This is a genomic window from Exiguobacterium sp. s141, assembly GCF_018618085.1.
Lineage (GTDB): Bacteria > Bacillota > Bacilli > Exiguobacteriales > Exiguobacteriaceae > Exiguobacterium > Exiguobacterium mexicanum_A.
In genome coordinates this window covers 135,928-161,822 of the sequence record NZ_JACSLJ010000004.1, presented here as the reverse complement: position 1 = coordinate 161,822, position 25,895 = coordinate 135,928, and the positions used below count along the sequence as shown (strand labels likewise).

The window sequence follows — 25,895 nt, the reverse complement described above, 5'->3', positions numbered from 1 at the left end:
ATGTATAACGTAGCCGTCGTCGGCGCGACCGGAGCCGTCGGTCAAAAAATGATTGAAGTCTTGACCGAATACGAGTTTCCAATCAACGAATTATTGCTTTACGCTTCAGCCCGTTCAGCCGGAAAGACCGTGAACGTGAACGGAAAAGATGTCGTCATCCGGGAACTGTCGGACGCGATTTACGCCGACCCGATCGATATCGCGCTTTTCTCAGCCGGGGGGAGCCTCAGTGAACAATATGCGCCTCGTCTGAGTGAACAAGGGGTCATCGTCATCGATAACTCGAGCGCGTTCCGGATGCAAGCGGACATCCCGCTCATCGTCCCGGAAGTGAACCGAGTCGAACTGAGCCCGGACAAGACACTCATCGCCAATCCGAACTGCTCGACGATTCAATCGGTCGTCGCACTCGCACCGCTTGCGGAAGTATACGGGTTGACGCGCGTCGCTTACACATCGTATCAAGCCGTCTCCGGGTCGGGTCAAAAAGGGATTGAAGACTTGGAACGCGGAGCGCGCGGCGAGGAACCGAAAAACTATCCGTATCCGATTTACGATAACGTCTTGCCGCACATCGATGTGTTCTTAGAGAACGGTTATACGAAAGAAGAACAGAAGATGATCGAGGAAACACGTAAAATTTTGAACGCGCCGAACCTCGGGGTGACGGCGACATGCGTCCGTGTCCCGGTCCGTAACAGCCACGCCGTCTCCATCACGGTCACGCTCGACCGCGAGGCGACGCTAGCCGAAGTGAAAGCCGTGCTCGCGGACGCGCCAGGTGTCGTTCTCATGGACAACCCGGGCGAACTCGTCTATCCGACACCGCTCGATGCGAACGGGACAGACGACGTGTACGTCGGTCGTGTCCGTGTCGACGAGTCACAGCCGAACACGTTCCATCTCTGGTGTGTCGCTGATAACGTTCGCAAAGGCGCGGCAGCGAACGCCGTCCAAATCGCCCAATGCATGATTGGGCAGACTGCTACGAAATAAGGGGGAGATTATATGTTCACAGGAGTCGCAACCGCACTCGCCACACCGTTTCAAGCAGACGGTCAGTTACATCTCACAGCGTGGGAAGCGTTGATTGAAGACCAAATCAAAGAAGGTGTCAGCGGCCTCGTCATCGGCGGAACGACTGGTGAAGGCATGACCATCACGGACGACGAGTTCGAGACGCTTCTCGTCAAAGCGATTGAAGTCGCTGCCGGCCGTGCCGTCATCATTGCCGGTACCGGGTCGAACAACACGGCGCTCAGCATTCAAAAGACGAAACGGGCCGCCGAGCTCGGAGCCGAGATGGCGATGGTCGTCACGCCGTATTACAACAAGTCGACGCAAGCGGGTCTGATCGCCCACTTCACAGCGATCGCCGACGCGTCACCGATTCCACTCATGCTCTACAACGTACCATCGCGGACGGGCGTCGCCCTTGATCCGGCAACGGTTGGGGAACTCGCCGATCACCCACGCATCGCTGCGCTCAAGGAAGCGAGCGGGGATATTTCGGTGATGGCTCAAATGGTGGCGCACGTGCCGGAAGGCTTCCCAGTCTATTGCGGGAACGATGATCAAATCCTTCCTTATATGGCTTGGGGCGCGCAAGGTGTCGTATCGGTCCTCTCGAACGTCTATCCAGGCGCGACGGTCGCTTTAGCCGAAGCGCTCCTCGCCGGAGATTTAGAGACGGCCCGCACATGGCAGCTCCGACTGCTCCCGGTCATCGACGAATTGTTCGCGGAAGTGAACCCGATTCCAGTCAAAGCGGCATTAAATGCACGCGGCTTCGAGTTCGGTGCACCACGTCTCCCGCTCGTCCCGATGAGCGCGACGGCCGAGGCCCGCTTGTTGTCGGCAATGGAGCAGTTCAATGAGGTGAGACAGTGAACTTACTCATTCATGGCTACGGAGCGATGGGACAGATCGTCGAAGAAGTCGCTCGGACACAAAACTTGAACGTTGCGGCCATCGTCTCACCGGCCGGAGGGGAGCATCCCGTCTCGTTGCAAGACGTCGAGGCCGACGTCGATGTCGTCATCGACTTCTCGAACCCGGCACTGTTAGATGATGTGCTCGCTTTCGGGAAAGCCAAGCAAATCCCGCTCGTCATCGCGACGACGGGTTTCTCGGAAGCGGAACTTGCCAAAATTGAAGCGGCGTCTCAGGAGATCCCGATTTTCCAGTCTTATAATACGTCTTATGGGATCGCGCTCCTGAAACAGTTGCTCGACCAACTCGTCCCGCTCACGCTCGGTTATGACATCGAAGTGATTGAGGCGCACCACCGCAAGAAAGTCGACGCACCGAGCGGCACGGCGGAATTACTCGCCCGTGCCATCGAAGCCAAACGCGATGTGACACCGGTATATGACCGGACACCGCGTCGCGAAGCGCGTGCAGCCGATGAACTCGGCATGCACTCGGTACGCGGGGGGACGATTTTCGGTGAACATACCGTCCTCTTTGCCGGAGACGACGAAATGCTTGAATTGAAACATACGGCCCTGTCCAAACGCGTCTTCGCGAACGGGGCACTCGCCGCGGCGGCAACGATTCTTGACCGCCCGGCCGGACTATATAATTTAACGAACCTATACGAGGAGGCCACTCATGTTACTCACAAACGCTTATGAAATCGCGCAATACATTAAAGATGCCAAGAAAGAAACGCCTGTCAAACTATACGTCAACGGTCAGTTGGCCGGTCTAGACATCGAAGGGGCGAAAGCATTCGGGACCGACGAATCGAAATTATTCCTCACGACGGCCGAACGCGCAGCCGCTTTCGTTGAAGCGAACGCAGCGGTCATCACAGATACGCATCTCGAATACGACCGCCGGAACAGCGCCGTGCCGATGCTCGACACGACGAAATTGAACGCGCGCATCGAACCAGGTTCGTTCATCCGGGACCACGTTCAAATCGGCAATAACGTCGTCGTCATGATGGGTGCCGTCATCAATATCGGTGCCGTCATCGGTGACGGATCGATGGTCGACATGAACGCGGTCATCGGTGCCCGTGGAACGCTCGGGAAGAACGTCCATCTTGGAGCCGGCGCGGTTGTCGCCGGTGTCCTTGAGCCACCTTCAAAAGACCCGGTCATCATCGAAGACGGCGTCATGGTCGGTGCGAACGCCGTCATCTTGGAAGGCGTCCGTGTCGGTGAAAACGCAGTCGTCGCAGCAGGGAGTGTCGTCACGCAAGACGTCCCAGCAGGAAGCGTCGTCGCCGGAACACCAGCCCGTGTCATTAAGCAAAAAGATGAAAAAACCGCAGAAAAAACACAACTCGTTGATGACTTACGCTCCCTGTAACGTATAATAGACAGAAAATATAAACAATGAATGGGAGAGTTGAACAATGGAACAGTATGGACAATGGATGTGGCAAAACGGGGCTTGGATCGAGCCGAGTGACGCGAACACGAGTATCATGACACACGCGATTCACTACGGTAGCGGGTTCTTCGAAGGGATTCGGGCATACCATACAGAGGAAGGCCCGGCCATCTTCCGACTCCGTGAACACTTGGAGCGACTCGTTCGTTCGTGTGCATACTATCACGTCGACTTGCCGTACACGGTCGATGAGCTCGAACAAGCGACAATCGAATTGATTGAACGCAACGGCTTCGAGGCTTGTTACATCCGCCCATTCGTTTTCCTCGGCACACCTTGGCAGGCACTCATGCCGACGCAGGAAACGAAAGTACACGTCGCGATCTCGTGCTGGCCGCTCGGCGAATATTTCAGCAAGACGGTCGGGATCCGCGCGAAAGTCGCCTCGTATCGTCGTGTCTCTTCGACGATGATGCCGATGCAAGCGAAAGCGGCGGCGAACTATATGAACTCGCAACTCCTTAAAGGAGAAGCGGTGCGCGATGGATATGATGAAGCGATCGCCCTCGACATGAACGGAAACGTCAGCGAGGCGAGCGTCGCCAACATCTTCCTCGTCAAAGGAAACAAAATCTTCACACCGTCACTCGATTGCTCGGTGCTCGACGGCATCACGCGTCAAACGGTGATCGAACTCGCCCGTGAGGAAGGGTTCGAGGTCATTGAACGCCACATCGGACGTGACGAACTATATGTCGCAGATGAAATCTTCTTAACGGGGACGGCGGCTGAAGTGACGAGCGTCATCGAAATCGACAACATCTCAATCGGCGGCGGCGTCCAGACGGTCGCGACGAACATGCTCGCGCGTTACCGTGAGGCTGTGACGGGTCAAATTCCGACACACCGCGATTGGATCACGTTCGTCAAAGCTGGAGTCAAAGAATAAAGGAGTTTTTTGTATGGGAGTCACAATTGACTTGAATGCGATTCGCGAAAACAAACGTCGGATTGAAGCGCTTGGCCGACCGGTGTTCGCCGTCGTGAAAAACAACGCCTATAACTTAGGGATGGAGCCAGTTGTGACGACACTGTATGAAGAAGGGGTGCGTCACTTCATGGTGACGACGCTGGACGAGGCGAGCGAGGTCAGGGCATCAGCTCCGGAAGCGCGCGTTCTCGTCATGAACCCGGTCTACGACTGGGCAACCGTCCATCGTGACCATCTTGACGTCGCCATCGGTTCCTATGACTGGCTCGTCTCGCAACGGGATCAGTTGGACGGTGTCCGCCTTCATTTAAAGCTTGACGTCGGGATGAACCGATTCGGTGCCAAGACGTTCAAAGAAGCGCTAGCCATCGTCGCGTTTTGCCAAGACGAGGGGCTCGACCTCGTCGGGTTATGTACTCATTTCCCGCTCGCTGACGCCGACAACGCAGAAATCGAACACAGTGTGCACGTGGAACGGTTCGCCGACTGGTCGAATCGTCTCATCGAACGGCATTCGTTCGACATCGTGCATGCGGCCAATAGCGCCGCGACACTACAAGCGGATCCGCGCCTCGGGCATTGTACCCATGTGCGCGTGGGAATCTTCCTTTATGGCTACTCTTCGGTCGAACCGGTCGATTGGCTCATCCCGGCGTTTCACTGGGAAACAGAAGTCGTCGCCGTCCATGACATCGAGGCCGGTGCCCACGTCGGTTACGGTACGGGCTACACGGCCGAGACGAATGAACGCATCGCTGTGCTCTCGGTCGGTTATGGCGACGGACTCATGCGAGCCCGGCGCTTCTTACCGGCCCACATCGAAGGACGGGCCTATCCGTTCATCAGCAACATCTTCATGAGCCACAGTTTCTTGCGCGTCGATGACACGATTCAAGTCGGAGACCGTGTGGAGCTGTACGGCCATCTCACGAAAATCGATGACGTGACCCGCACCGGGCACGCCAATAACTCAGAACAATTATGCGCACGCTCATGGCGTGTCCCGCATCGCTTTGAAGGAGGCAATGTATGTACACCACCAACCAATCAGTTTGTATGATCGAAGGCGTGTCCGTCCGTGAACTTCAAGCGACGTACGGGACACCGCTCTATATCATGAGCGAGCCTGAACTCGAGCGTCGCCTCGGCCTCGTCCGTAACGCGTTCCTCGACAAGTATCCGAACACATATGCGCTCTACGCATCAAAAGCGATGTCGATCGCGGCCGTGTACGACAAAGTGATGGCAGCGGGCTTAAGCATCGACGTCGTCTCACGCGGTGAGATGTTCGTCGCGCTCCACGCAGGTGTCCCGGCTGACCGGATTCACGTCCACGGGTCGAACAAGACGGTGCAGGACATCACGTTCGCACTCGAGAACGGCATCACCCATTTCACGATTGACAATATGCGCGAAATCGGACTGTTGTCGGGCCTCGCGGTCGAACACGATGTCGACGTCGACGTCCTGCTCCGCATCGTCCCACAAGTCGTCGGAGGCGCCCATGAGGCGATTCAGACGGGTGGGGTCGACACGAAGTTCGGCTTCCCGACCCACGACGACACGTATCTCGAAGCGATCAAGGCGACGCTGCAGGCGGAACGTCTGCATTTGCAAGGCATCCACTGTCACGTCGGCTCGCAGATTCAAGAACCGACGTTGTTCATCAATACCGTCAAGACGATGGTCAACTTCATCGAGACGATCCGTCAAGAGACAGGATACACGGCCGACGTCTTGAATATCGGTGGTGGCTTCGGTGTCGCCTATCTCGAGTCGGACGACCCGCTCGACTTCGCCGACACGATGACACAAGTGATGGACACGCTCGTCGCGGAAGTAGAACGCTTCGGCTTTCCGCTCCCGAAAATTGGGATCGAACCAGGCCGTTGGCTCGTCGCCAACGCCGGCGCGACGCTCTATGAAGTCGGGACGGTGAAAGAAGTGAGCGGTGTCCGCACGTACGTCTCGGTCGACGGAGGCATGACGGATAACATTCGTCCCGCCCTCTATGATGCCGAGTATGATGTGATTGCGGCGACACGGATGGATGAGCCGAAGACGATTGAAGCAAAAATCGTCGGGGCGTGTTGCGAGTCGGGAGACATCATCTCGAACCGTTCGCTCATCCCGCCGGTCGAAGCTGGCGATCTCCTCCTCGTCAAAGCGACGGGAGCGTACAATTTCTCGATGGCGAGCAACTATAACCAGATGCTCCGCCCGGCCGTCGTCTTCGTGAAAGACGGGACACATCGTCTCGTCGTCCGCAGACAGACACTTGAAGACTTGGTCGCCTGTGAGGTCGTCGGGCAATCGACATGATAGAACGAACGCATTCCTAACTCAGGGATGCGTTCTTTTTGTCGAAGTCATTCTCCTTCAAATGAGAAATGTTTTCAATTATGATGGAATAGATAACAGAGGGGGAAGTGACTTCAATGGAAAAGACAGCAGGACAACAGTTGATTGAGTCGCGGCGGACGATTCGGATGTTCACTGAAGAACCGATTGCGACGAAAGTACTCTATGAGTTGTTGGCATCGGCGCATCAGGCACCGTTTCATAACAAAGTCGAACCGTGGAATCTTTATTTGTTCAACGGGGATGGAAAAGACGTCTTGCTTCAGGCGCTCGAACCGGCGTTTCAAGATGGACCAGAGGCGAAGCGCGAGAAAATCGCGGGACGCATCCGGAACGCCGCAGCTTGCGTCTACGTGACGACGAAGCATTTCGAGACGGACAAAGGGAAGAAAGATGCGCTGCTCGCGACGGCGACGATGATTCAAAACTTTCATTTATTGTGTAGTGAGCAACAGATCGGCCTCGTCTGGCGGACGGGCGGTATTTTTGAGGATGCCAGGCTTCAAGAGATGATTGGGGCTGAGGGTGAGACGTTTGTCGGACTGCTCCAGCTCGGTCGTTACGAAGATGTACCGCCTACGAAGCAACGTCAATCGATTGACGCTTACTTGACGATTTTTGAGTGAACGAAAAGGTCCGAGCGTAGGTGACTACGATCGGACCAGTATTTATAGGTCAATGCGACTGAGCCGTTCATGTGAGCGCTCAGTTTATTTTTTTAACTTGGCTGCGAGCCAGTCTTGAATGACATTCGTTGGAATCATTTTGTTCACGTTCCCTCAACTTTAGTTTCTTCCTCTTTAGTATTATCCGATTGCAATCGTTCCCAAACCTCTCGATGTGTTCCTTGCAGCGTATCGTCGAACGAATCCTCGATATGCAGGCAATAGCTTGGGTTAACGGACGAGGCGTACAAGTCTAACATGAGTTCGGCATGGTTTGGATACATTACAATTGGCCCCTTTCGACACGTCGGCTTGACTACATCCTCAGTATACAAAGGAAACATGAAGAAAAATCGGGATAATCGTTAACAATTTATGAATATTGTAAACGCTTTCACAATCTTTGTGTCGATGTGAGTGGCTCGCATGTCGTCAAGTACTGCTCAGCCCGTTTCGCGTATTTGTTGACGGTCCGTTCCATGATGAAGCGATCCTCGTCATTGAGCGGACGGACGACTTTGGCGGGCACGCCCATGACCATGACGCCCTCCGGGATTTGCATGTTCGGTGTGACGAGAGCACCAGCGGCGATGAACGAGCCCTTCCCGATTTTTGCCCCGTCGAGAACGGTGGCATGCATCCCGATGAGACAACCTTCTTCAATCTCACAGCCGTGAATCATCGCCATATGTCCGATGGAGACGCGGTCATGAATGACTGTCGGGGAACCTTCATATTGGTGGACCATCGATCCGTCTTGGATATTCACGTAAGAACCGATGCGAATCGGTCCCTCATCGCCTCGAATGACCGTGTTGAACCAGACGCCGGAATGGGCGCCAATAGTGACATCGCCGATGACGTGCGCCCCTGGTGCGATGAACACCGTCTTATCAACATGTGGAATCAATTCTCCTAATTTGTATTGCATATGTGTAACCCCTTTCAAACGGATATGCTTTCATTGTCGCATAAGTTGAAAAAGAAATTGCACCGGAAAGATTATTCTTGTTAAGATAATAAAAATACGTAGAAAAAAGGAGACACACAGATGGAGAAACAACATTTGATCGACGTCGCGGCGAAAAAAAAGAAAGCAGCGGTCGTCTTTAAAGATGTGGCGGTCATCGACGTCTACAGCCGTGAGACGATTCGCACCGACGTCGTCGTCGACGCCGGCTATATTGTGGCCATTGGGGACGGCTACGAAGGGGAGACCGAATACCATGACCCGTCTTGGACGCTCGCACCGTCATTCATCGATGCGCATGTCCACATCGAGTCGTCGATGGTACCTCCTCACGAGTTCGCCAAAGCGGTGCTTCCGCTCGGGGTGACGACGGTCATCGCCGATCCGCACGAGATTGCGAACGTGAACGGGGCACTCGGCATCGAGTATATGCTCGCCGACGCTAAAGGGTTGCCGCTCGACGTGCGGATGATGCTCCCGAGCTGTGTGCCGGCGACGCCGTTCGAGCACGCCGGGGCGAAGCTATACGCCGAGGACTTGGCCCCGTTTTTAGGGGACCCGGGCGTCCACGGTCTCGGCGAGGTGATGGACTATCCGTCCGTCGAGTCGGGGAGTGCGGATATGCTTCAAAAGATCGCACAAACCGAACACGTCGGGAAAGTCGTCGACGGTCATGCCTCAGGTCTTGGCCCGGATCAGTTGAACGTGTATCGCACGGCCGGCATCATGACCGATCATGAATGTACGACGGCTGAGGAGGCGCTCGAACGGGTGCGGCGCGGCTTTTACGTTCAAATTCGTGAAGGGTCGGTTGCCCGGAACGTGGAAAAAGTCAGCCGGGCCATCACGGAGAGCAACGCCCACCGGTTCTTATTCTGTACGGACGATAAGCATTTGGACGATCTCGTCGCCGAAGGCGGGATCGACTACAACATTCGCATGGCGATCAAACAAGGTGTCAAACCAGAAACGGCCTATGCCATCGCTAGTCTGCACGCGGCCGAGGCATACGGACTCAAAGATGTGGGTGCCGTCGCTCCGGGCAAACGAGCAAACTTTGTGATCTTGTCAGACGTCCAATCGGTAAAAATCGAAACCGTCTACGTGAACGGGGAAGTCGTCGCCAAAGAAGGCAAGGCGACGTTCGAAGCCCACGGGATTGAAGTGCCGAAACCGATGAAAGGTGAGCTCAAACTACCCGATTTGACGGCGGACTCGTTCCGTCTAGCCGTGAAAGAAGAAGCGGTCGATGTGATTCAAGTATTGCCGAACAGTCTCTTGACGAAGCGACAGCGTCTTGTCTTCACACCTGACGCGTCCGGAGCCGACCTCGCCCAAGACATTGCCACGCTCGCCGTCATCGAACGCCATCACGGGACGGGTCACATGGCCCTGGCACCGGTGACAGGGTTCGGCTTGAAGCGGGGTGCGCTCGCGGCGACGGTCGCCCATGATAGCCACAACCTCGTCATCGCCGGGGTGAGCCCGGACGACATGTTGCTCGCTGCCGAAACACTTGAAAAAATGGGCGGTGGTGTCGTCGCGGTGTCAGAAGGGAAGGTGCTGGCGGTCTTGCCGCTCGAAATTGGAGGACTCATGACGAAACGTCCGTATGCGGAAGTGGCGGACGTGCTCGAACAGTTGAACGATGCGCTCGACGTCGTCGGCGCCCATCGTCATTTCAATCCCTATTTGACGATGTCATTCCTTGCGCTCCCGGTCATCCCGGATTTGAAGTTGACCGATATGGGACTATTCGATGTGACGACGTTCTCATTCATCGAGTCGTAAGTCAGTCTAACGTATGATTTTTGTTAAGAACGACCCGAAACGATTGAACGCTCTTGGTTAAGTTGGTATAGTTACGACAAGTTTCATCGGTACAAATGGAAAGGGGGGATATAACAGATGGAACAAGTTGCTTACAACAGGTCGTATGATGAACATGAGGATTTGATCAATTCTGTGTATCGTGCCTTCCAGGATCGATGTGAAGAATTGCCTGACGAGACGCGGACGAAACGGCGGTTGCGTCAACTCGTCTTACTGACGATTAAAGACCATACATCGTCACACGCCGAACGATTCGTCTTGTATCATTTCTTTAGTGATTTCTTTAAAGCGGTCGAGTCTGACGATCAAGCCGCACTCGCTGTGTTAAAACAAATCATCCGAGATGAAAAAAACTATTGATTAGTCACTATGACCTATGATAATTTAGACGTAACTTTAAATGAATATTCGTGCTATCGATGAGGTAGAGGTGCGATGCTGATGAGTAAGTAGTCCGAGGATGACAACGGTGAAGACTACAGAAAGGCAAGATCGCCGAAGTGTAAAGTCATGTCTCTGACTTTGTGCTGGGCTGACGGGAAATACCCGTCAGACTGCCATACATATTTATGTATGGAGCGCTCCAAGTCGGCTAAGAAAGACGGAACATCCAGCGAGGGTGTCGGCTTTGTTGCCGATGCCCTCGCTTTGCGTTTTTTTAAGCATAGGGGGGCCTCATCTCAAACAGAAGAGGAGGAAATCAGCATGGTAGATTATTCAACTTCGGTACTATCACTCGTACCAGCTTTACTCGCCATTATTATGGCCATCACAACACGGAAAGTCATTCCGTCACTCGGTGTCGGGATTATCGCAGGGGTGCTACTGCTTCACAATTTCAACCCGCTCGAATCGATTCAGTATTTATGGTCAAACATCATCGCGCTATTTTGGGCGGATGGGGCCATCAATGAATGGAACGTGCTGTTGATCGCGTTCTTGCTCTTGCTTGGCATCTTGTCATCCATCATTCAAACGTCGGGCGGAGCCCGTGCGTTCGGAGAATGGGCCGCTTCAAACGTCAAAACGGCTCGTGGCGCTCGCCTCGTCTCGTTCGGTCTTGGGATTTTGATTTTCATCGATGACTATTTCAACAGTCTTGCCGTCGGGAATATCAGCCGACCGCTCACAGACCGTAAAAAAGTATCACGTGCAAAACTCGCCTACATGATTGACTCGACTGCCGCACCGGTCTGCGTCATCAGCCCGCTCTCGAGTTGGGGAGCTTATATCATCGCCATCATCGCAGGTATCCTGGCGAAGTATTCGATTGATAGCTACTCATCGTTCTCAGCGTTCATCCAAATCATCCCGATGAACTTCTATGCCATCTTCGCACTTATGTTGACGGCGTATGTCGCTTACACGGGACTCGCGATCGGACCGATGCGTACACATGAGCTACGTGCCCTTCAAGGAGAGCTCTACGATTCATCGAAAGGCGCACCGATGGGGATGAGTGAAGATATTAAAGAACACGATGGCGGGAAAGTCCGCGACTTGATTGTCCCAATCATCGTGTTGATCATTGCCACTGTTTCAGCCATGTTGTACACAGGCGGACAAGCGCTTGCTGCCGATGGTCAAAGCTTCTCGCTTCTCGGTGCGTTCGAGTCGACAGATGTGACACGGTCACTCGTGACCGGTGCCGTCATCAGCTTGCTCGTTGCGCTCTTGCTCTTGATTGGTCGTAAAATTCCAGCTAAAGACTACGGTCATGCGACGTGGGCCGGTATCCGTGCCATGTGGCCAGCCGTGCTCATCTTGTTGTTTGCTTGGACGATTATCGCCGTCATCGGTGACATGAAGACAGGTGACTACTTGGCAAGTTTTGTCACAGATTCGATTGCAGCGTCTTACTTGCCGCTCATCTTGTTCGCGATCGCTGGTCTGATGGCGTTCTCGACAGGGACGAGCTGGGGGACGTTCGGTCTCATGCTTCCAATCGGGGCAGACTTGATTATGGCCGTCGATCCGGAACTGTTGCTCCCGACACTCGCGGCGGTGCTCGCTGGTGCGGTGTTCGGTGACCACTGCTCACCGATTTCGGATACGACGATCCTCAGTTCGACGGGTGCCGGATCGCACCATATCGACCACGTGTTGACACAACTTCCATACGCGTTGATTGCGGCTGGTGTGTCAGCGGTCGGGTATTTGGTCCTCGGGATCACAGGCTCGATGTGGATCGGCTTCTTCGCGGCATTCGCGACGTTTGTCGTGGTCCTTGTCATCGCGCAAATCATTTCTAAACGCGGACGCGTGCCAGCTGATATGCGCGCTGAACGCGAAGCGTAATTCATCTAGATTAAAGGCGTGCCACCGCTCGTGGCACGCCTCTTTTTTGTATTGGCATAGGTGTCGATGCACAAACAAGCCCTGCCACAGGAGTGACAGGGCTTGCTGATTAGTTGACGTCCAACCACTTGAAGCTAGCGTCAGCTCCGAACGGATGGCGGTGCATGTTTTGAATGTTTGAGCGTTCGAGGTACGCTTCACCTTTTTGATAGATCGGTGCGATCGCGAAGTCATCTTCGAGCAAGATGCGTTCTGCTTCTTGCATCGTTTCCCAACGTTTCATTTGATCAGCTTCTTGTTTCGCGCTTTGGATCAATTTATCGTACTCGTCGTTCGAGTAGGCCATCCGGTTGAACGGACCGTCCGTTACCCACATGTCGAGGTACGTCATTGGATCCTGGTAGTCAGGGCCCCAGCCAGCAGCTGAGACGTCGTACTCACCTTTACCTTCAAGGTCAAGGAAGTTTTTGAACGGCTGTTGCTTGATGTTGAGCGTGAGGCCAGGGAGGTTCTTCTCGAGCTCACCTTTGATGTACTCGTTGACTTTCTTGAACGCTTCTTCATCACGTGAGAGGAATTCAAGTTCGATCGTTTCGACGCCAAGCTCGGCAAGACCTTTATCCCATGCCGCTTTCGCTTCGTCGACGTTGTAGCTTTGAAGGTCTGGATACTTCTCGCGGAAGTCGGCTCCGTCTTCTGTGAACGTGAAGTCTTTCGCGACGATATAGTTGGCCGGCTGTGAGCCGTCTGTCAAGATGACGTCTGTGACACCTTGCTTATCGAAGCCTTTCGCGAGCGCCTCACGAATGTTGACGTTTTGGAGTGCTTCGTTTTTCTGGTTGAAGCGAAGGAAGTTGATGCGTGCGTCGGCACGAGTCTTGAACTCTTCGCTGTCTTGGAATTGTGGTACGAATTCAGACGACAAGAGCGTGTAGTCGACTTCGCCCGATTCGAACAAGTTGACACCCGTCGCGACTTCTTTGACGACTTTGACGTTGATCGTCTCCATCTTGACGTTTTCAGCATCCCAATAGTCCGGGTTCTTTTTGTACACCCAACCTTCGTTGTCTTGCCAGCTGTCTAAGACGTAAGGCCCGTTGTAGAGCGTCTTATCGACCGCGCTCGCGAACGACTCGCCTTGCTCTTCGACGAATTCTTGCTTTTGTGGCATGTACGTCGGGAACCCTGTCAACCCGAGGAAGTAAGGGGCTGGTGCTTCCAATTGAACTTCGAGCGTCTTCTCGTCGACCGCTTTCGCGCCAAGCGTATCGAGTTCTTCTTCGCCTGCGAGAATCTTATTGGCGTTTTTCAAATCTTGAAGGATATACGCGTACTCGGCACCTGTCTCAGGATTGAGGGCACGTTTCCATGAGTAGACGAAATCTTCAGCTGTGACCGGTGAACCGTCTGACCAATTCGCGTCACGCAATTTGAAGGTGTATGTAAGTCCATCTTCTGAAATTTCTACGTCTTCAGCAATTCCCGGTACCGGTTGGTTATTTTCATCCAGACGATACAGTCCCTCGAAGACGTTGTTCGTCACGATGACCGATGTCGAGTCCGTTGTGAGCGTCGGATCGAGCTGTGGTAAATCTGTCGCCGAGACGAGCGTGATTTCCTTCTTCGCATCACCCGATGATGATCCGTCCGACGAGCTCGACGATGATTCTTCTCCGCCGCCACATGCTGCTGTCGCAAGCAAGGCGACACCCGATAAAGCTAACCATTTTTTGTTGCGCATTGTGTTACCTCCCGAAAATTCTGATTGTTTCGAATATATTGCAATTAAACTACAAACAAGATGAATAGGCAATAAAATTTTTTTAATTATTCGAAAATATAAACATTAGTGAAACACCTATCTAAACGCCTTTGGTTTCAGTAGAATAAGGAAATCGTCGAATGATTATACATTATTGATGAATAGTTATTCGTCAGACGTCAACTTGCTTTGGAGGGTTTTTGAATGAAGTCACAGTCAGCCGGAATCGGCTTTTTTGGACTCGCTGCCATGGTCATCGGAACGATGATTGGCGGAGGGGCATTTAACTTGCCTGGCGCGATGGCGCAAGGTGCCGGGGTCGGATCGGTGTTAATCGGTTGGACGATTACCGGCATCGGGATGGTCATGCTCGCGTTCGTGTTTCAATTTCTAGCGAATACGCGTCCTGAGCTTGAAGGCGGGATTTATGCCTATGCAAAGGAAGGGTTCGGCAAGTTCGTCGGTTTCAACAGCGGGTGGGGTTATTGGATGTCCGCGTGGATCGGGACGGTGGCGAACATCACGTTGATCTTTAGCACGCTCAGTTATTTCTTCCCGATCTTTTCGGCAGAGCATCGGGCGTTTCGATTGATTATGAGCGTGATCGTGATTTGGGGGCTGTTCTGGATCATCTCGCGAGGGATGAGAGAAGCGGCACTCCTCAATATCGTCACGACGATCGCGAAGCTCGTCCCAATCTTTTTATTTATCATCCTTATCTTGTTCGCTTTCCGGATCGACACGTTCCAAATCGACTTCTGGGGACAATCGGGATTTAGCTGGTCACAGGTGTTCCCGCAAGTGAAGTCGACGATGCTCGTGACGCTTTGGGCGTTCGTCGGGATTGAAGGAGCAGTCGTCTTGTCATCACGGGCTCGTCATAAACGGGACGTCGGTCGGGCGACGGTGATCGGACTCGTCGGAACGCTTGTCATTTATATGATGATCTCGATTTTATCGTTTGGGGTGATGACCCAGGAACAACTCGCGGCACTTTCGGAACCGTCGATGGCGTACGTGCTCGAGGCCGTCGTCGGACCAGTCGGTGCGACCATCATCAACATCGGACTCCTCGTCTCGCTCTCGGGTGCCCTGCTCGGGTGGACGATTCTCGCGACGGAGATTTCTTATGTGGCAAGTCGCGACGGCGTGTTCCCGAAACTGTTCAATCGACTCAATCGAAATGAGACGCCGGTGAGCGCCTTGTTCATCACACAGGCGTTCACACAACTCGTCACGATCATCGCTCTCTTTTCGGAACAGACGTACTTGGTGCTCTCGAGTATCGCCGGCATCGCGGCGCTCGTCCCATACTTGTTCTCGGCCTTGTTCGGTTGGAAAGAGGCACGGCGGACCGGAACACGCCCGATGCTCGTCATGTCGGGGATTGCGACGGTATATGCGGCCTGGCTCCTCTATGCGTCAGGCGTCGAGTATATGCTTATCGCCATGATTTTGTACGCGCCGGGCGTGTTCGTTTTCATGTTGGCCGAGCGCGAACAGGGCCGGCCGTACCTCAGCCGGTTGCAATATATGATTGCGGTTGTCATCCTGTTGGCGGCCACGTACGGTGTCTATGGACTATGGACGGCGACAATCAGCCTATAATAAAAAGTCATCGTACGTCGTGAGACGCGCGATGACTTTTTTAGTGGTTCTTTTCGGATAACAAGCGGACGACTTCAATCGGAGGCAGCGGCTTGGCGTACAAAAACCCTTGGAACGAATCGCAAGCGGTTTGTTTCAAGTGATCGAGCATCTCCTGGTCCTCGACGCCCTCGGCCACGACGTGCAGGTTCAGGCTCTTGCCGAGGTGGACGATGACATCGAGCAAGTGTGACTTCGACGCCAACCAATCATCGAGGAAGACTTTATCGATTTTTAGCTCGTCGACCGGGAACGACTTCAAGTATTGCAGTGACGAGAAGCCGGTCCCGAAGTCGTCGATGGATAAGCGATAATCAAGACGTTTGATTTGATCCATCCGGGCGATGATTTCGTCCGTCTGTTGCATGACGAGACTTTCGGTAATCTCGAGGATGATATCGGACGGATTCAAATTGAGCTGTTGCTTGATGTTGCGAAGCGTATTGATGAAGCTGTCGCTCCGGAATTGGTTCGGCGAAATGTTGACGGCCATCGACAACGGGTGATCGACGAGTTGTTGCCAGGCTTTCAACTGTTTGGCGGCCTCGAGAATGACCCAGTTGTTGATTGGGACGATGAGCGCCATCTCTTCGGCGAGCGGGATGAACTCTGACGGCGGGATTTGACCGAGCTCTTCATGGTGCCAACGGAGGAGCGCCTCGAAGCCGATGAGCGTGTCGGTCTGCAACTCATACTTTGGTTGATATTCCAAATAAAAATGTTTTTCTTCAAGCGCTTGATAAAGCGCCTTCTCGATATGGATTTGACGTGAGAACGCATCGTCCATATCTTTCGTGACGAACTGGATTGTCCCGACACCGATTCGCTTGCCTTTGAACAAGGCGCTCTCGGCGCGTGTGTACAGTTCTTCTAGTGAAGACGTGGCGGACGGATAGAAAACGCACCCGATGGAAATCGACACCATGATGGAGTGATGATAAATCCGGAACGGACGCTGCAGTTCATGTTGTAATTGACGTAGCAACTGGAACACTTCTTCTTTCGATTCCTCAAAGAAAATCAATCCGAACAAACCGCCCGACGGATGGAACATGACGCTCGTCTCCGGCATGAACTGTGCGGCGCGGTCCTTGATTTGAAGGAGCAATTCGTTGCCGACGCGTGAACCGAACGATTCATTGATGATTTTGAAGCGATCGATGTCGAACAAGGCGACATGGACCAAACCGTCCCCTTGATCGACAGTTTTCAAGACGTGGGCATATTGGCGAAGCCACCCTTTTTTATTTAATAGACCGGTCAAATCGTTATGATAGGCGAGGTAGTTGACCTCTTGCTCGAGCCGTTTTTTATCCGAAACGTCAAATCCGAAGGCGGTATATTGCACGACTTCGCCTTCTTCGCTCAAGATTGGGACGACCGTCAAATTGAGCCAGCACGTGTTCGCCGTATGACGTTCCGAGCGGATGGGCATCTCGCCGTTCCAAATACGGTCGGTCGTAAGCGCTTGAAGCACGTCCTCGGCGATCGGGTCATTCTCGAATGACGGATGGATGAGCTCGAACCAATTACGACCGATAAATTGGTGGTCGGGGGCCCCGATCAATCCGCATAACAACGGGTTGACCTCGGTGATTTCCCCATACGCGTTCGCAGCCAGATAATAAGTCGACTGCTCAATCATCGCCTGAAAATGATGGAGTAAGTTGAACTGTTCCGTGCTGATGAGCGGACTAAATCCTTTCGGTAAAAAGGCTAAAAAATAGCCGGTGAAATCGTTGATGGAAAAAGATTGTAAATAGGCGGTCGCATAGACGACCGAACCGTTTTTATGTTTGAACGGCGTCATCGCCGTCGTCGAGAACGGATATTGAAGGAGCAGTGGCGACCACGTCTCGAGTGTATGCTCTAAGTGCTGGACGACCGGGAGTGGGTGGTGAAGGACCTCGTCCCGTTCCCATCCGAAGAGCGTTTCCGCATGCTCGTTCCAAAGAAGGACGTTGCCGTCGAGGTTGATGTAACAGCATGGGACAGATAAAGCATCGATGAACTCGTCAATCGGCAAATCGCGCAATGAAGCCACAGCATTTCCTCCAATCTACATCAAATGAATCGTACTCTACGTTCAGTGTACCTTATTTTCCCAACCCGAGGAATGGGCAAGTTGGTCGTTGTCAAAAGAAAGACGGTCATCATATACTGAAGAAGTAAGAGAGTTTTTTGATAAGGGGGAAATCAAATGTCAAAGACACAAGAAGTGATTGAATTGACAGAGAAGTTCGGGGCGCACAACTATCATCCACTTCCAATCGTCATCTCGGAAGCGAAAGGGATCTGGGTGACGGATCCAGAGGGGAACCGCTACATGGATATGTTGAGTGCCTATTCGGCCGTCAACCAAGGTCATTGTCATCCGAAAATCATCCAAGCGCTAAAAGATCAGGCGGATAAAATCACGCTGACGTCACGTGCGTTTTACAATGATCAACTCGGTCGTTTCTACAAAAAAGTGGCAGCGCTTACAAACAAAGAGATGGTGTTGCCGATGAACACGGGTGCGGAAGCAGTCGAAACGGCTGTCAAAGCATCACGTCGCTGGGCGTATGAAGTGAAACAAATCCCAGGCCAAGCGGAAATCATCGTCTGCTCGGGCAACTTCCACGGCCGGACGATGGCGGCGGTGTCGATGTCGACAGAAGCGGAATATCAACGCGGATTCGGGCCGCTATTGCCAGGGTTTAAAGTCGTGCCGTACGGTGACATCGATGCTTTCGAGGCGGCTATCACTGAAAATACGGCGGCGTTCATTGTCGAACCGATTCAAGGCGAAGCCGGGATCATCATCCCACCGGCTGGTTACTTGAAACGTGCCAGTGAGCTCTGCCAGCAGCATAATGTCTTGTTCGTGGCCGATGAGATTCAATCGGGGCTCGGTCGCTCAGGCAAATGGTTCGCCATCGAATGGGAAGATGTGGAACCGGATATGTATATTCTCGGAAAAGCGCTCGGGGGCGGCGTATTCCCGGTATCATGTGTCGCAGCCAATGAGAGCGTCTTGAACGTATTCAATCCAGGGTCGCACGGGTCGACGTTCGGCGGGAACCCGCTCGCGGCAGCCGTGTCGATCGCGTCGCTTGAAGTGTTAGAGGAAGAACAACTGCCACAACGTTCACTTGAACTCGGGACGTACTTCATGGACCGATTGAAATCGATCGACAATCCGCTCATCAAAGATGTACGTGGACGCGGTCTGTTCATCGGAATCGAATTGACAGAAGCGGCACGTCCTTATTGTGAAGCGCTCAAAGAGCGCGGTCTGCTCTGCAAAGAGACGCATGAGACGGTGATTCGTTTGGCGCCACCACTGGTCATCACGAAAGAAGAGCTCGATGAGGCGTTCGAGGCGATTTCAGCCGTGTTCGCACCAGCCGCTATTTCGTGATTGCGCATCGCTTGTTATAATGAATACAGACTTAAACACCTGTCTCGCGACGTGCTCGCGGCAGGTGTTTTTTTGAAAGGAGACGGGGCCATGCTCTATGTATACGTCGGCTTGGCGGGAGCGCTCGGTGCCTTGGCACGTTATGGAATCGGGACAGGCATCGAGACGTTTTGGATCGGTCTGTTTCCGCACGGGACGCTGCTCATCAATTTATCAGGAAGTTTCGCGCTCGGTTGGCTGACACACTTTCTGTTTCGGTCCGGACGTCTCTCCCCGAGTGTCGTCACCGCGGTCGGGACAGGGTTCATCGGCTCGTTTACGACGTTCTCGACATTCAGTGTGGAGACGATTGAATTGCTAGAGGCTGACGCATTCGGTTCAGCTCTGCTTTATGTGACGCTCAGTCTCGGACTTGGGCTGTTCAGTTCATGGCTCGGATTTTGGTTTGGGCGGCGACGGTTCGATCGGGCTGTCATGCGAGAGGGGGGAGTACGATGACGCTTCTCGTCATCATGATCGGCGCGTTCTTCGGGGCGATGGCGCGATTCGGGGTCGGTCAGTTCGTCAAAACCCGGACGACATCGGCGTTTCCGTGGGCAACGCTCATCGTCAATGTGACTGGTTCGTTTGGACTTGGGTATTTATACGGGGCGAGTGTTCACCAAACGCTCATGCTCGGTATCGGTGTCGGCTTTCTCGGTTCGTTCACGACGTTCTCGACGTTCAAGCTCGAAGTGATGCGGTTCGTCGCCAAAGACTGGCTTCGTTTCGGGATGTATTTGCTTGCGACCTATGTACTTGGTCTGCTGGCGGCCTATCTCGGTTATCATCTGCCATGAAAAATCCCTCGGAAACTTGTTCCGAGGGATTTGCTTTATTCGCTAAGTTGCAGTTTTTCAGCACAGGATGGGCACGTGTTCTCGTAAGACTCGCACTGCTCATCCATCTGTTTCCCGCATTCTTGACACGTCTTGTCCGGTAACTTCCGATAAAATTCGACGGAAGATTCAAGTCGGCTTGCCCATTCATTCATTGTAACTGCCCCCTTTATTTAAGTAACGTAGCTGTTATGTTGTTTTTATTGTATTATAACAGTAGTGTATAAGTCAACAATAATATATAACAGATTTATAAATCGGATTTTATTAGAATGAGACTACAGAAAACGAGGTGAGACGGATGAAAGCACCCCAGTGTGAAACAATCGCCATTCAAAGTGAAGATGTGACGGTGTTACAACGGGCACTGACAGACCTAGATGCGGTTCGAGTCAGCCGATTGTTCAAGGCGTTCGCCGATCCGACCCGGCTCAAAGTGTTGTACGTCCTGACGTTAGAACGGGAACTGTGCGTCTGTGACGTGGCGGCCGTGATCGGACATTCAAACGCGACGGCGTCGCATCATTTACGGACGTTGCTCGAGCAAGGGCTTGTCAAATATCGAAAAGAAGGAAAAGTCGTCTACTACTCACTCGACGATGATCACGTCCGGCTACTCGTCGAGATCGCGATGGCCCACAGTGCCGAACAAATTGATGCGTGACAAAGAGCCAGCTGGGATTCCAGTCGGCTCTTTTTTCGGTTGTAATTGTGATGGAACAGCGTTGCGATATATTCAAATGAACGTTTGAATGTAAAGGGGCAAGATAATTATGAAACGGGATGTATTACCTGTCGAAGGGATCACATGTACGAACTGTGCCGCCAAAATCGAGAAAAGCGTGACGGGAGAGGACGGTGTCGCCGCTTGTCAAATCGATTTTGCGACAAGTCGAATGATTATCGAATGGGATGATTCGAAGGATCACACGAAGACGCTCCGCGCCATCGAAGCGACGATGGGGCGAATTGAACCGGGTGCACATTTTGTCAAAGACGAGGCGGAAGTGCCGATGTCGGGTCGCTTATTGTGGCGGTTTGGCGTCGCGTTCGCCCTGCTGCTCGTCGGTCTGTACACCGATTTGCTCTTTGTGTACGCGATTGCCTATGTGGTCGCAGGCTATAACGTCGTCTATGCCGCAATTCGCAACGTATGGCATCGGGAATGGTTTGATGAAAAATTTTTAATGTCGATTGCGACGATCGGTGCGATTGCGATTGCGGAGTATCCGGAAGCGGTCGCCGTCATGCTGTTCTACCAGCTCGGTGAATACTTCCAAGCGCGGGCCGTCCACGCCTCGCGACGGTCGATTCAATCGCTGTTGAACATGAAACCGACGATTGCGCGCGTGTTCGAAGATGGACGAGAAGTAGAAAGACGTCCTGAAGAGGTCGCAACCGGTAGCATCATCATCGTTCGAGCAGGCGAACAGATCCCGATGGACGGTCGTGTGCTGCGAGGCTCGAGCTCATTGGATACGGCGTCGCTGACAGGTGAGTCGTTACCACGCCCAATCGGTCCCGAGGAAGACGTCCTTGCGGGAATGGTCAACCTTGACGGGCGGCTCGAAATACGAGTCGAACGCCCGGCGACTGAATCGAGCCTGCAAAAAATGATTGCCCTCGTCGAACAAGCGAGCATGAACAAGGCGAGAACGGAACAGATGATCACACGGTTGGCGAAAGTATACACGCCGGTCGTCGTCGTGCTCGCGGCGGTCGTCGCATTTGTTCCACCACTGTTTGTCGGAAATCTCGAGGAATGGGTATACCGGGCCTTGATTTTCCTCGTCATCAGTTGTCCATGCGCCTTGGTGATCTCGATTCCACTCGGCTATTTCGGTGGGATTGGAGCATGTTCACGGCGGGGCATCCTAGTGAAAGGCGGCGAATATTTAGATGTGCTCGCCGAAGTCGATACGGTCGTATTCGATAAGACCGGTACGCTCACGACCGGCCGCTTTGAAGTGACCGATGTCGTGACAAACGGGGAGCTGACGACAGACGAGTTGCTTCAGCTTGCCGCCCGTGTTGAGATGGCCTCCACGCATCCGCTCGCAAAAGCAATCGTCGAGCATGCGGGTCCAGTCGCACCGTTCTCGATGATTCAAGAAGAACCGGGATACGGGTTGATGGCGATCGACGGTGAAAACCGCATTTACGTCGGCAGCGCCCGCTATGTTCAAAAATTGGGTTATCCAACCCCGGCGGAGACATCGGGGACGATCGTCCATATCGTCAAAAATGACCGTTGGCTCGGCCGAATCGAGTTGAGAGACCAAGTGAAGCCAGATGCGCAAGAAACGATTCAAGCTTTGAAGCGCTATGGTTATCAGACGGTCATGTTGACCGGGGACCGGCAAGAAGTCGCAGCCGCCGTCGGTTCGGCAATTGGAATCGATGAAGTGAGAAGCGAATTGCTTCCGCATCAAAAAGTCGCAGAAGTCGAACGGTTGGCGGCAACTGGCAAGGTCGCTTTTGTCGGTGACGGATTGAACGATGCGGCGGCGCTCGCACGAGCCGATGTCGGACTCGTGATGGGCGGCGTCGGGAGTGATGCAGCGGTCACGGCAGCCGACCTCGTGCTGATGAACGACGCTCCGCGAGATGTCGTGGCAGCGATTGAATTAAGTAAGCGGACACGGCGGATTGTTTGGCAAAACATCACGTTCGCGTTCGGTATGAAGGCGCTCTTCCTCTTGCTCGGTCTCTTCGGACTAGCCTCGATGTGGGAAGCCGTGTTTGCTGACGTCGGGGTTGCCTTGCTCGCCATCGGGAACGCCGCACGTCTCATTCATTCCAAATAAAAAGACCTCACAATGGAAATTGAGGTCGAGGGATCGTCTCATTGGAGACGGTCTTTTTTTCGTGTTTTGAAGAGGAGAAACAGCAAAACGAGCAGTGCGGCGATGAGCAAGATGGCAATCGACGTGAGGGCTTGAATCAACACATCGATTTGATTCTCGGTCGCGACGAGTTGTTTGCGGATGTCTTCATACTGTAGTTTCTTCAATGCGCGCAAATCTTCGAGGATCGTTTGGCGCTGATCGGTCATCGTCTCGGCTAGCTCGGTCGCGGCCTCGAGATCGCCGCGCTCATAAAAGACAAGCACTTCGGCGGCGCCTTGCTCCCATATTCCGTCACGGTAAAGCAAATCAATCAGCGAGCTCGGTGTGTGCGGGTCGTTCGTGATCGACGTCTTCAACTCTTCAGCTTGCTGGGACATACTGTAATACGATTCTAAAAAACGCCGGTCTTCGTAGGCGAGCAACCCGCGAATGGCGTTGGCTCGTTCAATGTTAAAATACATGATCTCTTCGATGGCATCATAGGAATCGAGGCGTTGACTATGAATCGACTCGAGCTGATGTCTCGTGTCTCGAAGTTGAAACCCAAAACCCGCAAGGATCAGCACGGATAAAAGTGACAACAAGATGAGTAAGGTCAGCCATTTCTGTTGGGACACGGTCATCCCTCCTTCCATACAATCGTACAATATTTACCGATTTCGTCGCAAAATATTTTTTTGGAAAAGGAAAATTTCGGGTAAAGGTATAAAAATATAGTAAAGCGTTTCTTGTTATCGTTTACAATGAAATGAGGAACGATTTCATTCATAAGGAGAATACACATGCCAGAGAACTCATCGTTACGCAAGTTACACCAGGTCTTGAAAGAAAAACGAACGAACATGGAATACGACATTCCGGCCTTGTGGAACCGCCTGCAATTCCCTTCAGAGCCTGTCCGAGATGGCGTCGAACGGGTCAATCCTTACGATTTTTTAATCGAGACGATTGAAAAAGCGATTCTCCCGCATGCGGTCGACGGACGGGATTATCATCAATCGGTCGCCCAAGCGGATGGATATCTTCAAACGGGCGGCGATTGGATCAAACGTGCCTCCGTCTATTCGATGCAAGTCCGGACCTCGACGTCATGGGATCATGACGGTTCAGGTTATGTCGAGATGGAGAACTCGGTCGGGATGAAGGACACGGGAACGTTCGTCAAAACGCTCGCGCTAATCCCGCACTTGCTTTATATGGGAATTGACACGTTGTTCCTATTGCCGATCTCGCAACATAGCCACAAAAATAAAAAAGGCGAATTTGGTTCTCCTTATGCCGTGCAAGACTTCTTTGGAATCGATGAAGAACTGAAAGAGACGTTGACGGGAGACGGCTTGACGGTCGAAGAAGAGTTCGCCGCGTTCGTCGAGGCATGCCATATGGTCGGAATTCGGGTCGTCATCGATGTCATCCCACGCACATGCGCCCGTGACAACCGTCTCATTCTAGAAAACCCGGAATGGTTTTATTGGATCCCGGTGACGGAACTTGACTACTATCACCCGCCGCACGTGCCCGGTATCGGAGAGAACGTAAAACCAGAGCACGCTTTCTTGCCAATGATTTACGGGTCGGAAGACGTCTGGGCGCATTTGCGTCGCTTCTCGATGGCGCCGAACCTCGTTGACGCGGACAAGTGGGAGACGGTGAAGACGTACTTGCTCGAGCACCCGGAAGAGAACTTGCTCGCGGTCATCGAGCGTGAGTTCGGTTTGACGACCGCTCCAGCTTTTTCGGATTGTATCAATGACCCGCAACCGCCATGGTCGGACGTCACATACTTCCGTCTGTTCCTCGATCATCCGACAGCGGCAGCGCCTTACGTCAGCGAAGCGAACTTGGCTCCGTACATTCTGTTCGATTCGATCAAGTCGAATCAATTCCGGGGCGATCAAATCAATGAGCCGCTATGGGCGATGCTCGCCGATATCATCCCGCACTACCAGCGCGAATTTGGAATCGATGGGGCCCGCATCGATATGGGTCACGCCTTGCCGGTCGATTTGGCACAACGGATCCTTCAACAGCCACGCGCACTCGACGCCAACTTCAGTTTCATCGCTGAAGAATTGATCGAAATCGGAGCGTGGGCAGCGAAAGAAGCGGGCTATAACATGATTATCGGGTACGGGTTCTATAAAGAGCCACGTTTTGATACACATGAGACGCACCAGTTCGTATATGACTCGCGCTTCTTACCGTTACCGGTGTTTGCGGCCGGAGAAACGGCAGACACGCGCCGTATCGCGACACGAGATGGGGGACGGCAGGCGAGTCGCTTGCTCACCGTCTTGAACGGCTTCGTACCGAACGGCGTCCCGATGACGAACTCTGGACTCGAACTGTATGAGACACAGCCGATGAACACCGGGCTCGACTGCCGACCGGAAGAAGCGTATCAACTGTTCCCGACCGATCCGTACTTTGGAAAGCTTGCTTTCTTCGATGCGTACCAGTTCCATTGGGATCATCCAGAGCGAGACGAGATGATCGAACTGATGCATCAAGTGGCCGAGGTGCGTCGTCGTTGGTTGGACGTCCTCGTCAACCCGAGTCATTTCGAACCGCTCGCCATGGCACATATGGATGCGCCGTTCATCGGCCTCGCTTGGTTGCGTCCGGATACGAACGAGACGCTTCTCGTCGTGGCCAATACGGATATGTACCAACCGCTGCAAGGGAAAGTCCCGCTCGACGGGGTGCGACGCCGTAACTGGAACGCGAGCCGTTTCGCCGAGATGGTATACTCACCGACGTCATGGCCGTATGCCGAGCACTCGTTCGATGAGAATTGGGACCTGTGGGTCGATTTGAAGCCGGGCGAAGTCAAAATTTATGAGATGAAATAAGCAAATGCCCCGAATCGGTTTACCGGTTCGGGGCATTTTTT

At 53.2% G+C, this 25,895-nt stretch carries 23 protein-coding genes and 1 riboswitch; of the genes, 18 read left to right on the top strand and 5 right to left on the bottom strand.

Annotation, left to right across the window (positions count from 1 at the left end; genetic code table 11):
• From KNP74_RS10805 to KNP74_RS10770, 8 genes are all read left to right on the top strand, one after another.
• On the top strand, positions 1-996 hold the full coding sequence (locus tag KNP74_RS10805; protein WP_034781260.1) for an aspartate-semialdehyde dehydrogenase: 996 nt from the start codon (positions 1-3) through the stop codon (positions 994-996).
• A 12-nt stretch (positions 997-1,008) separates the two neighbouring features.
• Positions 1,009-1,890 (top strand): 4-hydroxy-tetrahydrodipicolinate synthase, encoded by an 882-nt coding sequence (dapA, locus tag KNP74_RS10800; protein ID WP_214764259.1) that lies wholly within the window; start codon positions 1,009-1,011, stop codon positions 1,888-1,890.
• Positions 1,887-2,636, top strand: coding sequence for a 4-hydroxy-tetrahydrodipicolinate reductase (gene dapB / locus KNP74_RS10795; RefSeq protein WP_128123933.1), 750 nt, complete (start codon positions 1,887-1,889; stop codon positions 2,634-2,636). Before dapA ends, dapB begins: the two co-directional genes overlap by 4 nt.
• Entirely contained in the window at positions 2,614-3,321 is a 708-nt protein-coding gene (gene dapD / locus KNP74_RS10790) for a 2,3,4,5-tetrahydropyridine-2,6-dicarboxylate N-acetyltransferase (protein ID WP_034781255.1), read from the top strand. Before dapB ends, dapD begins: the two co-directional genes overlap by 23 nt.
• 46 nt (positions 3,322-3,367) lie before the next feature.
• Complete coding sequence (locus KNP74_RS10785; RefSeq protein ID WP_214764257.1) at positions 3,368-4,294, top strand: branched-chain amino acid transaminase; 927 nt, start codon at positions 3,368-3,370, stop codon at positions 4,292-4,294.
• 13 nt (positions 4,295-4,307) lie between these two features.
• On the top strand, positions 4,308-5,396 hold the full coding sequence (gene alr / locus KNP74_RS10780) for an alanine racemase (RefSeq protein ID WP_034781251.1): 1,089 nt from the start codon (positions 4,308-4,310) through the stop codon (positions 5,394-5,396).
• The gene (gene lysA / locus KNP74_RS10775) at positions 5,366-6,658 is read left to right on the top strand and encodes a diaminopimelate decarboxylase (RefSeq protein WP_251130157.1); all 1,293 of its coding nucleotides are present in this window, start codon (positions 5,366-5,368) and stop codon (positions 6,656-6,658) included. Before alr ends, lysA begins: the two co-directional genes overlap by 31 nt.
• A gap of 116 nt (positions 6,659-6,774) precedes the next feature.
• Positions 6,775-7,323 (top strand): nitroreductase family protein, encoded by a 549-nt coding sequence (locus tag KNP74_RS10770; RefSeq protein WP_214764256.1) that lies wholly within the window; start codon positions 6,775-6,777, stop codon positions 7,321-7,323.
• A gap of 433 nt (positions 7,324-7,756) precedes the next feature.
• On the opposite strand, the gene KNP74_RS10765 is transcribed toward KNP74_RS10770, so the two are convergent.
• Complete coding sequence (locus KNP74_RS10765; RefSeq protein ID WP_214764255.1) at positions 7,757-8,293, bottom strand: gamma carbonic anhydrase family protein; 537 nt, start codon at positions 8,291-8,293, stop codon at positions 7,757-7,759.
• A gap of 120 nt (positions 8,294-8,413) precedes the next feature.
• Here KNP74_RS10765 and ade point away from each other — a divergent pair, with 120 nt between their 5' ends.
• From ade to KNP74_RS10750, 3 genes are all read left to right on the top strand, one after another.
• A complete protein-coding gene (gene ade, locus KNP74_RS10760) occupies positions 8,414-10,123 on the top strand; it encodes an adenine deaminase (RefSeq protein WP_214764254.1) in 1,710 nt (569 codons plus the stop codon).
• 117 nt (positions 10,124-10,240) lie between these two features.
• Positions 10,241-10,525: a hypothetical protein gene (locus KNP74_RS10755; protein ID WP_138859995.1), complete on the top strand. Its 285-nt coding sequence runs from the start codon at positions 10,241-10,243 to the stop codon at positions 10,523-10,525.
• A 57-nt stretch (positions 10,526-10,582) separates the two neighbouring features.
• A riboswitch (Lysine riboswitch) is annotated at positions 10,583-10,757 on the top strand.
• 113 nt (positions 10,758-10,870) lie between these two features.
• Positions 10,871-12,463 (top strand): Na+/H+ antiporter NhaC family protein, encoded by a 1,593-nt coding sequence (locus KNP74_RS10750; RefSeq protein ID WP_214764253.1) that lies wholly within the window; start codon positions 10,871-10,873, stop codon positions 12,461-12,463.
• A 109-nt stretch (positions 12,464-12,572) separates the two neighbouring features.
• On the opposite strand, the gene KNP74_RS10745 is transcribed toward KNP74_RS10750, so the two are convergent.
• Entirely contained in the window at positions 12,573-14,204 is a 1,632-nt protein-coding gene (locus KNP74_RS10745; RefSeq protein WP_138859993.1) for a peptide ABC transporter substrate-binding protein, read from the bottom strand.
• A 225-nt stretch (positions 14,205-14,429) separates the two neighbouring features.
• On the opposite strand from KNP74_RS10745, the gene KNP74_RS10740 reads away from it, so the two are divergent.
• Positions 14,430-15,833: a basic amino acid/polyamine antiporter gene (locus KNP74_RS10740; RefSeq protein ID WP_214764252.1), complete on the top strand. Its 1,404-nt coding sequence runs from the start codon at positions 14,430-14,432 to the stop codon at positions 15,831-15,833.
• 40 nt (positions 15,834-15,873) lie between these two features.
• Here the strand turns inward: KNP74_RS10740 and KNP74_RS10735 are convergent, their stop codons facing one another.
• The gene (locus KNP74_RS10735; protein WP_214764250.1) at positions 15,874-17,916 is read right to left on the bottom strand and encodes an EAL domain-containing protein; all 2,043 of its coding nucleotides are present in this window, start codon (positions 17,914-17,916) and stop codon (positions 15,874-15,876) included.
• 156 nt (positions 17,917-18,072) lie between these two features.
• Here KNP74_RS10735 and KNP74_RS10730 point away from each other — a divergent pair, with 156 nt between their 5' ends.
• The 3 genes from KNP74_RS10730 to KNP74_RS10720 all read left to right on the top strand — a co-directional run bounded on the left by KNP74_RS10730 (position 18,073) and on the right by KNP74_RS10720 (position 20,114).
• The gene (locus tag KNP74_RS10730) at positions 18,073-19,275 is read left to right on the top strand and encodes an ornithine--oxo-acid transaminase (protein ID WP_214764249.1); all 1,203 of its coding nucleotides are present in this window, start codon (positions 18,073-18,075) and stop codon (positions 19,273-19,275) included.
• Positions 19,276-19,365: 90 nt separating this feature from the next.
• Positions 19,366-19,773: a fluoride efflux transporter CrcB gene (gene crcB / locus KNP74_RS10725; RefSeq protein ID WP_214764248.1), complete on the top strand. Its 408-nt coding sequence runs from the start codon at positions 19,366-19,368 to the stop codon at positions 19,771-19,773.
• Positions 19,770-20,114, top strand: coding sequence for a fluoride efflux transporter FluC (locus KNP74_RS10720; RefSeq protein ID WP_138859988.1), 345 nt, complete (start codon positions 19,770-19,772; stop codon positions 20,112-20,114). The genes crcB and KNP74_RS10720 overlap by 4 nt, the downstream gene beginning before the upstream one ends.
• 35 nt (positions 20,115-20,149) lie before the next feature.
• Here the strand turns inward: KNP74_RS10720 and yhfH are convergent, their stop codons facing one another.
• Entirely contained in the window at positions 20,150-20,308 is a 159-nt protein-coding gene (yhfH, locus tag KNP74_RS10715) for a protein YhfH (RefSeq protein WP_021065246.1), read from the bottom strand.
• A 146-nt stretch (positions 20,309-20,454) separates the two neighbouring features.
• Between yhfH and KNP74_RS10710 the strand changes: the two genes are divergently transcribed.
• Both KNP74_RS10710 and KNP74_RS10705 read left to right on the top strand, forming a co-directional pair.
• Positions 20,455-20,817: an ArsR/SmtB family transcription factor gene (locus tag KNP74_RS10710; protein ID WP_214708921.1), complete on the top strand. Its 363-nt coding sequence runs from the start codon at positions 20,455-20,457 to the stop codon at positions 20,815-20,817.
• A 109-nt stretch (positions 20,818-20,926) separates the two neighbouring features.
• A complete protein-coding gene (locus tag KNP74_RS10705; protein ID WP_251130156.1) occupies positions 20,927-22,960 on the top strand; it encodes a heavy metal translocating P-type ATPase in 2,034 nt (677 codons plus the stop codon).
• Between the two features lie 38 nt (positions 22,961-22,998).
• Here KNP74_RS10705 and KNP74_RS10700 read toward each other — a convergent pair whose 3' ends face one another.
• On the bottom strand, positions 22,999-23,625 hold the full coding sequence (locus tag KNP74_RS10700; protein ID WP_138859985.1) for a hypothetical protein: 627 nt from the start codon (positions 23,623-23,625) through the stop codon (positions 22,999-23,001).
• 159 nt (positions 23,626-23,784) lie between these two features.
• Here KNP74_RS10700 and KNP74_RS10695 point away from each other — a divergent pair, with 159 nt between their 5' ends.
• Complete coding sequence (locus KNP74_RS10695) at positions 23,785-25,854, top strand: alpha-amylase family protein (protein ID WP_251130155.1); 2,070 nt, start codon at positions 23,785-23,787, stop codon at positions 25,852-25,854.
• The last annotated feature ends 41 nt before the right edge of the window (positions 25,855-25,895 follow it).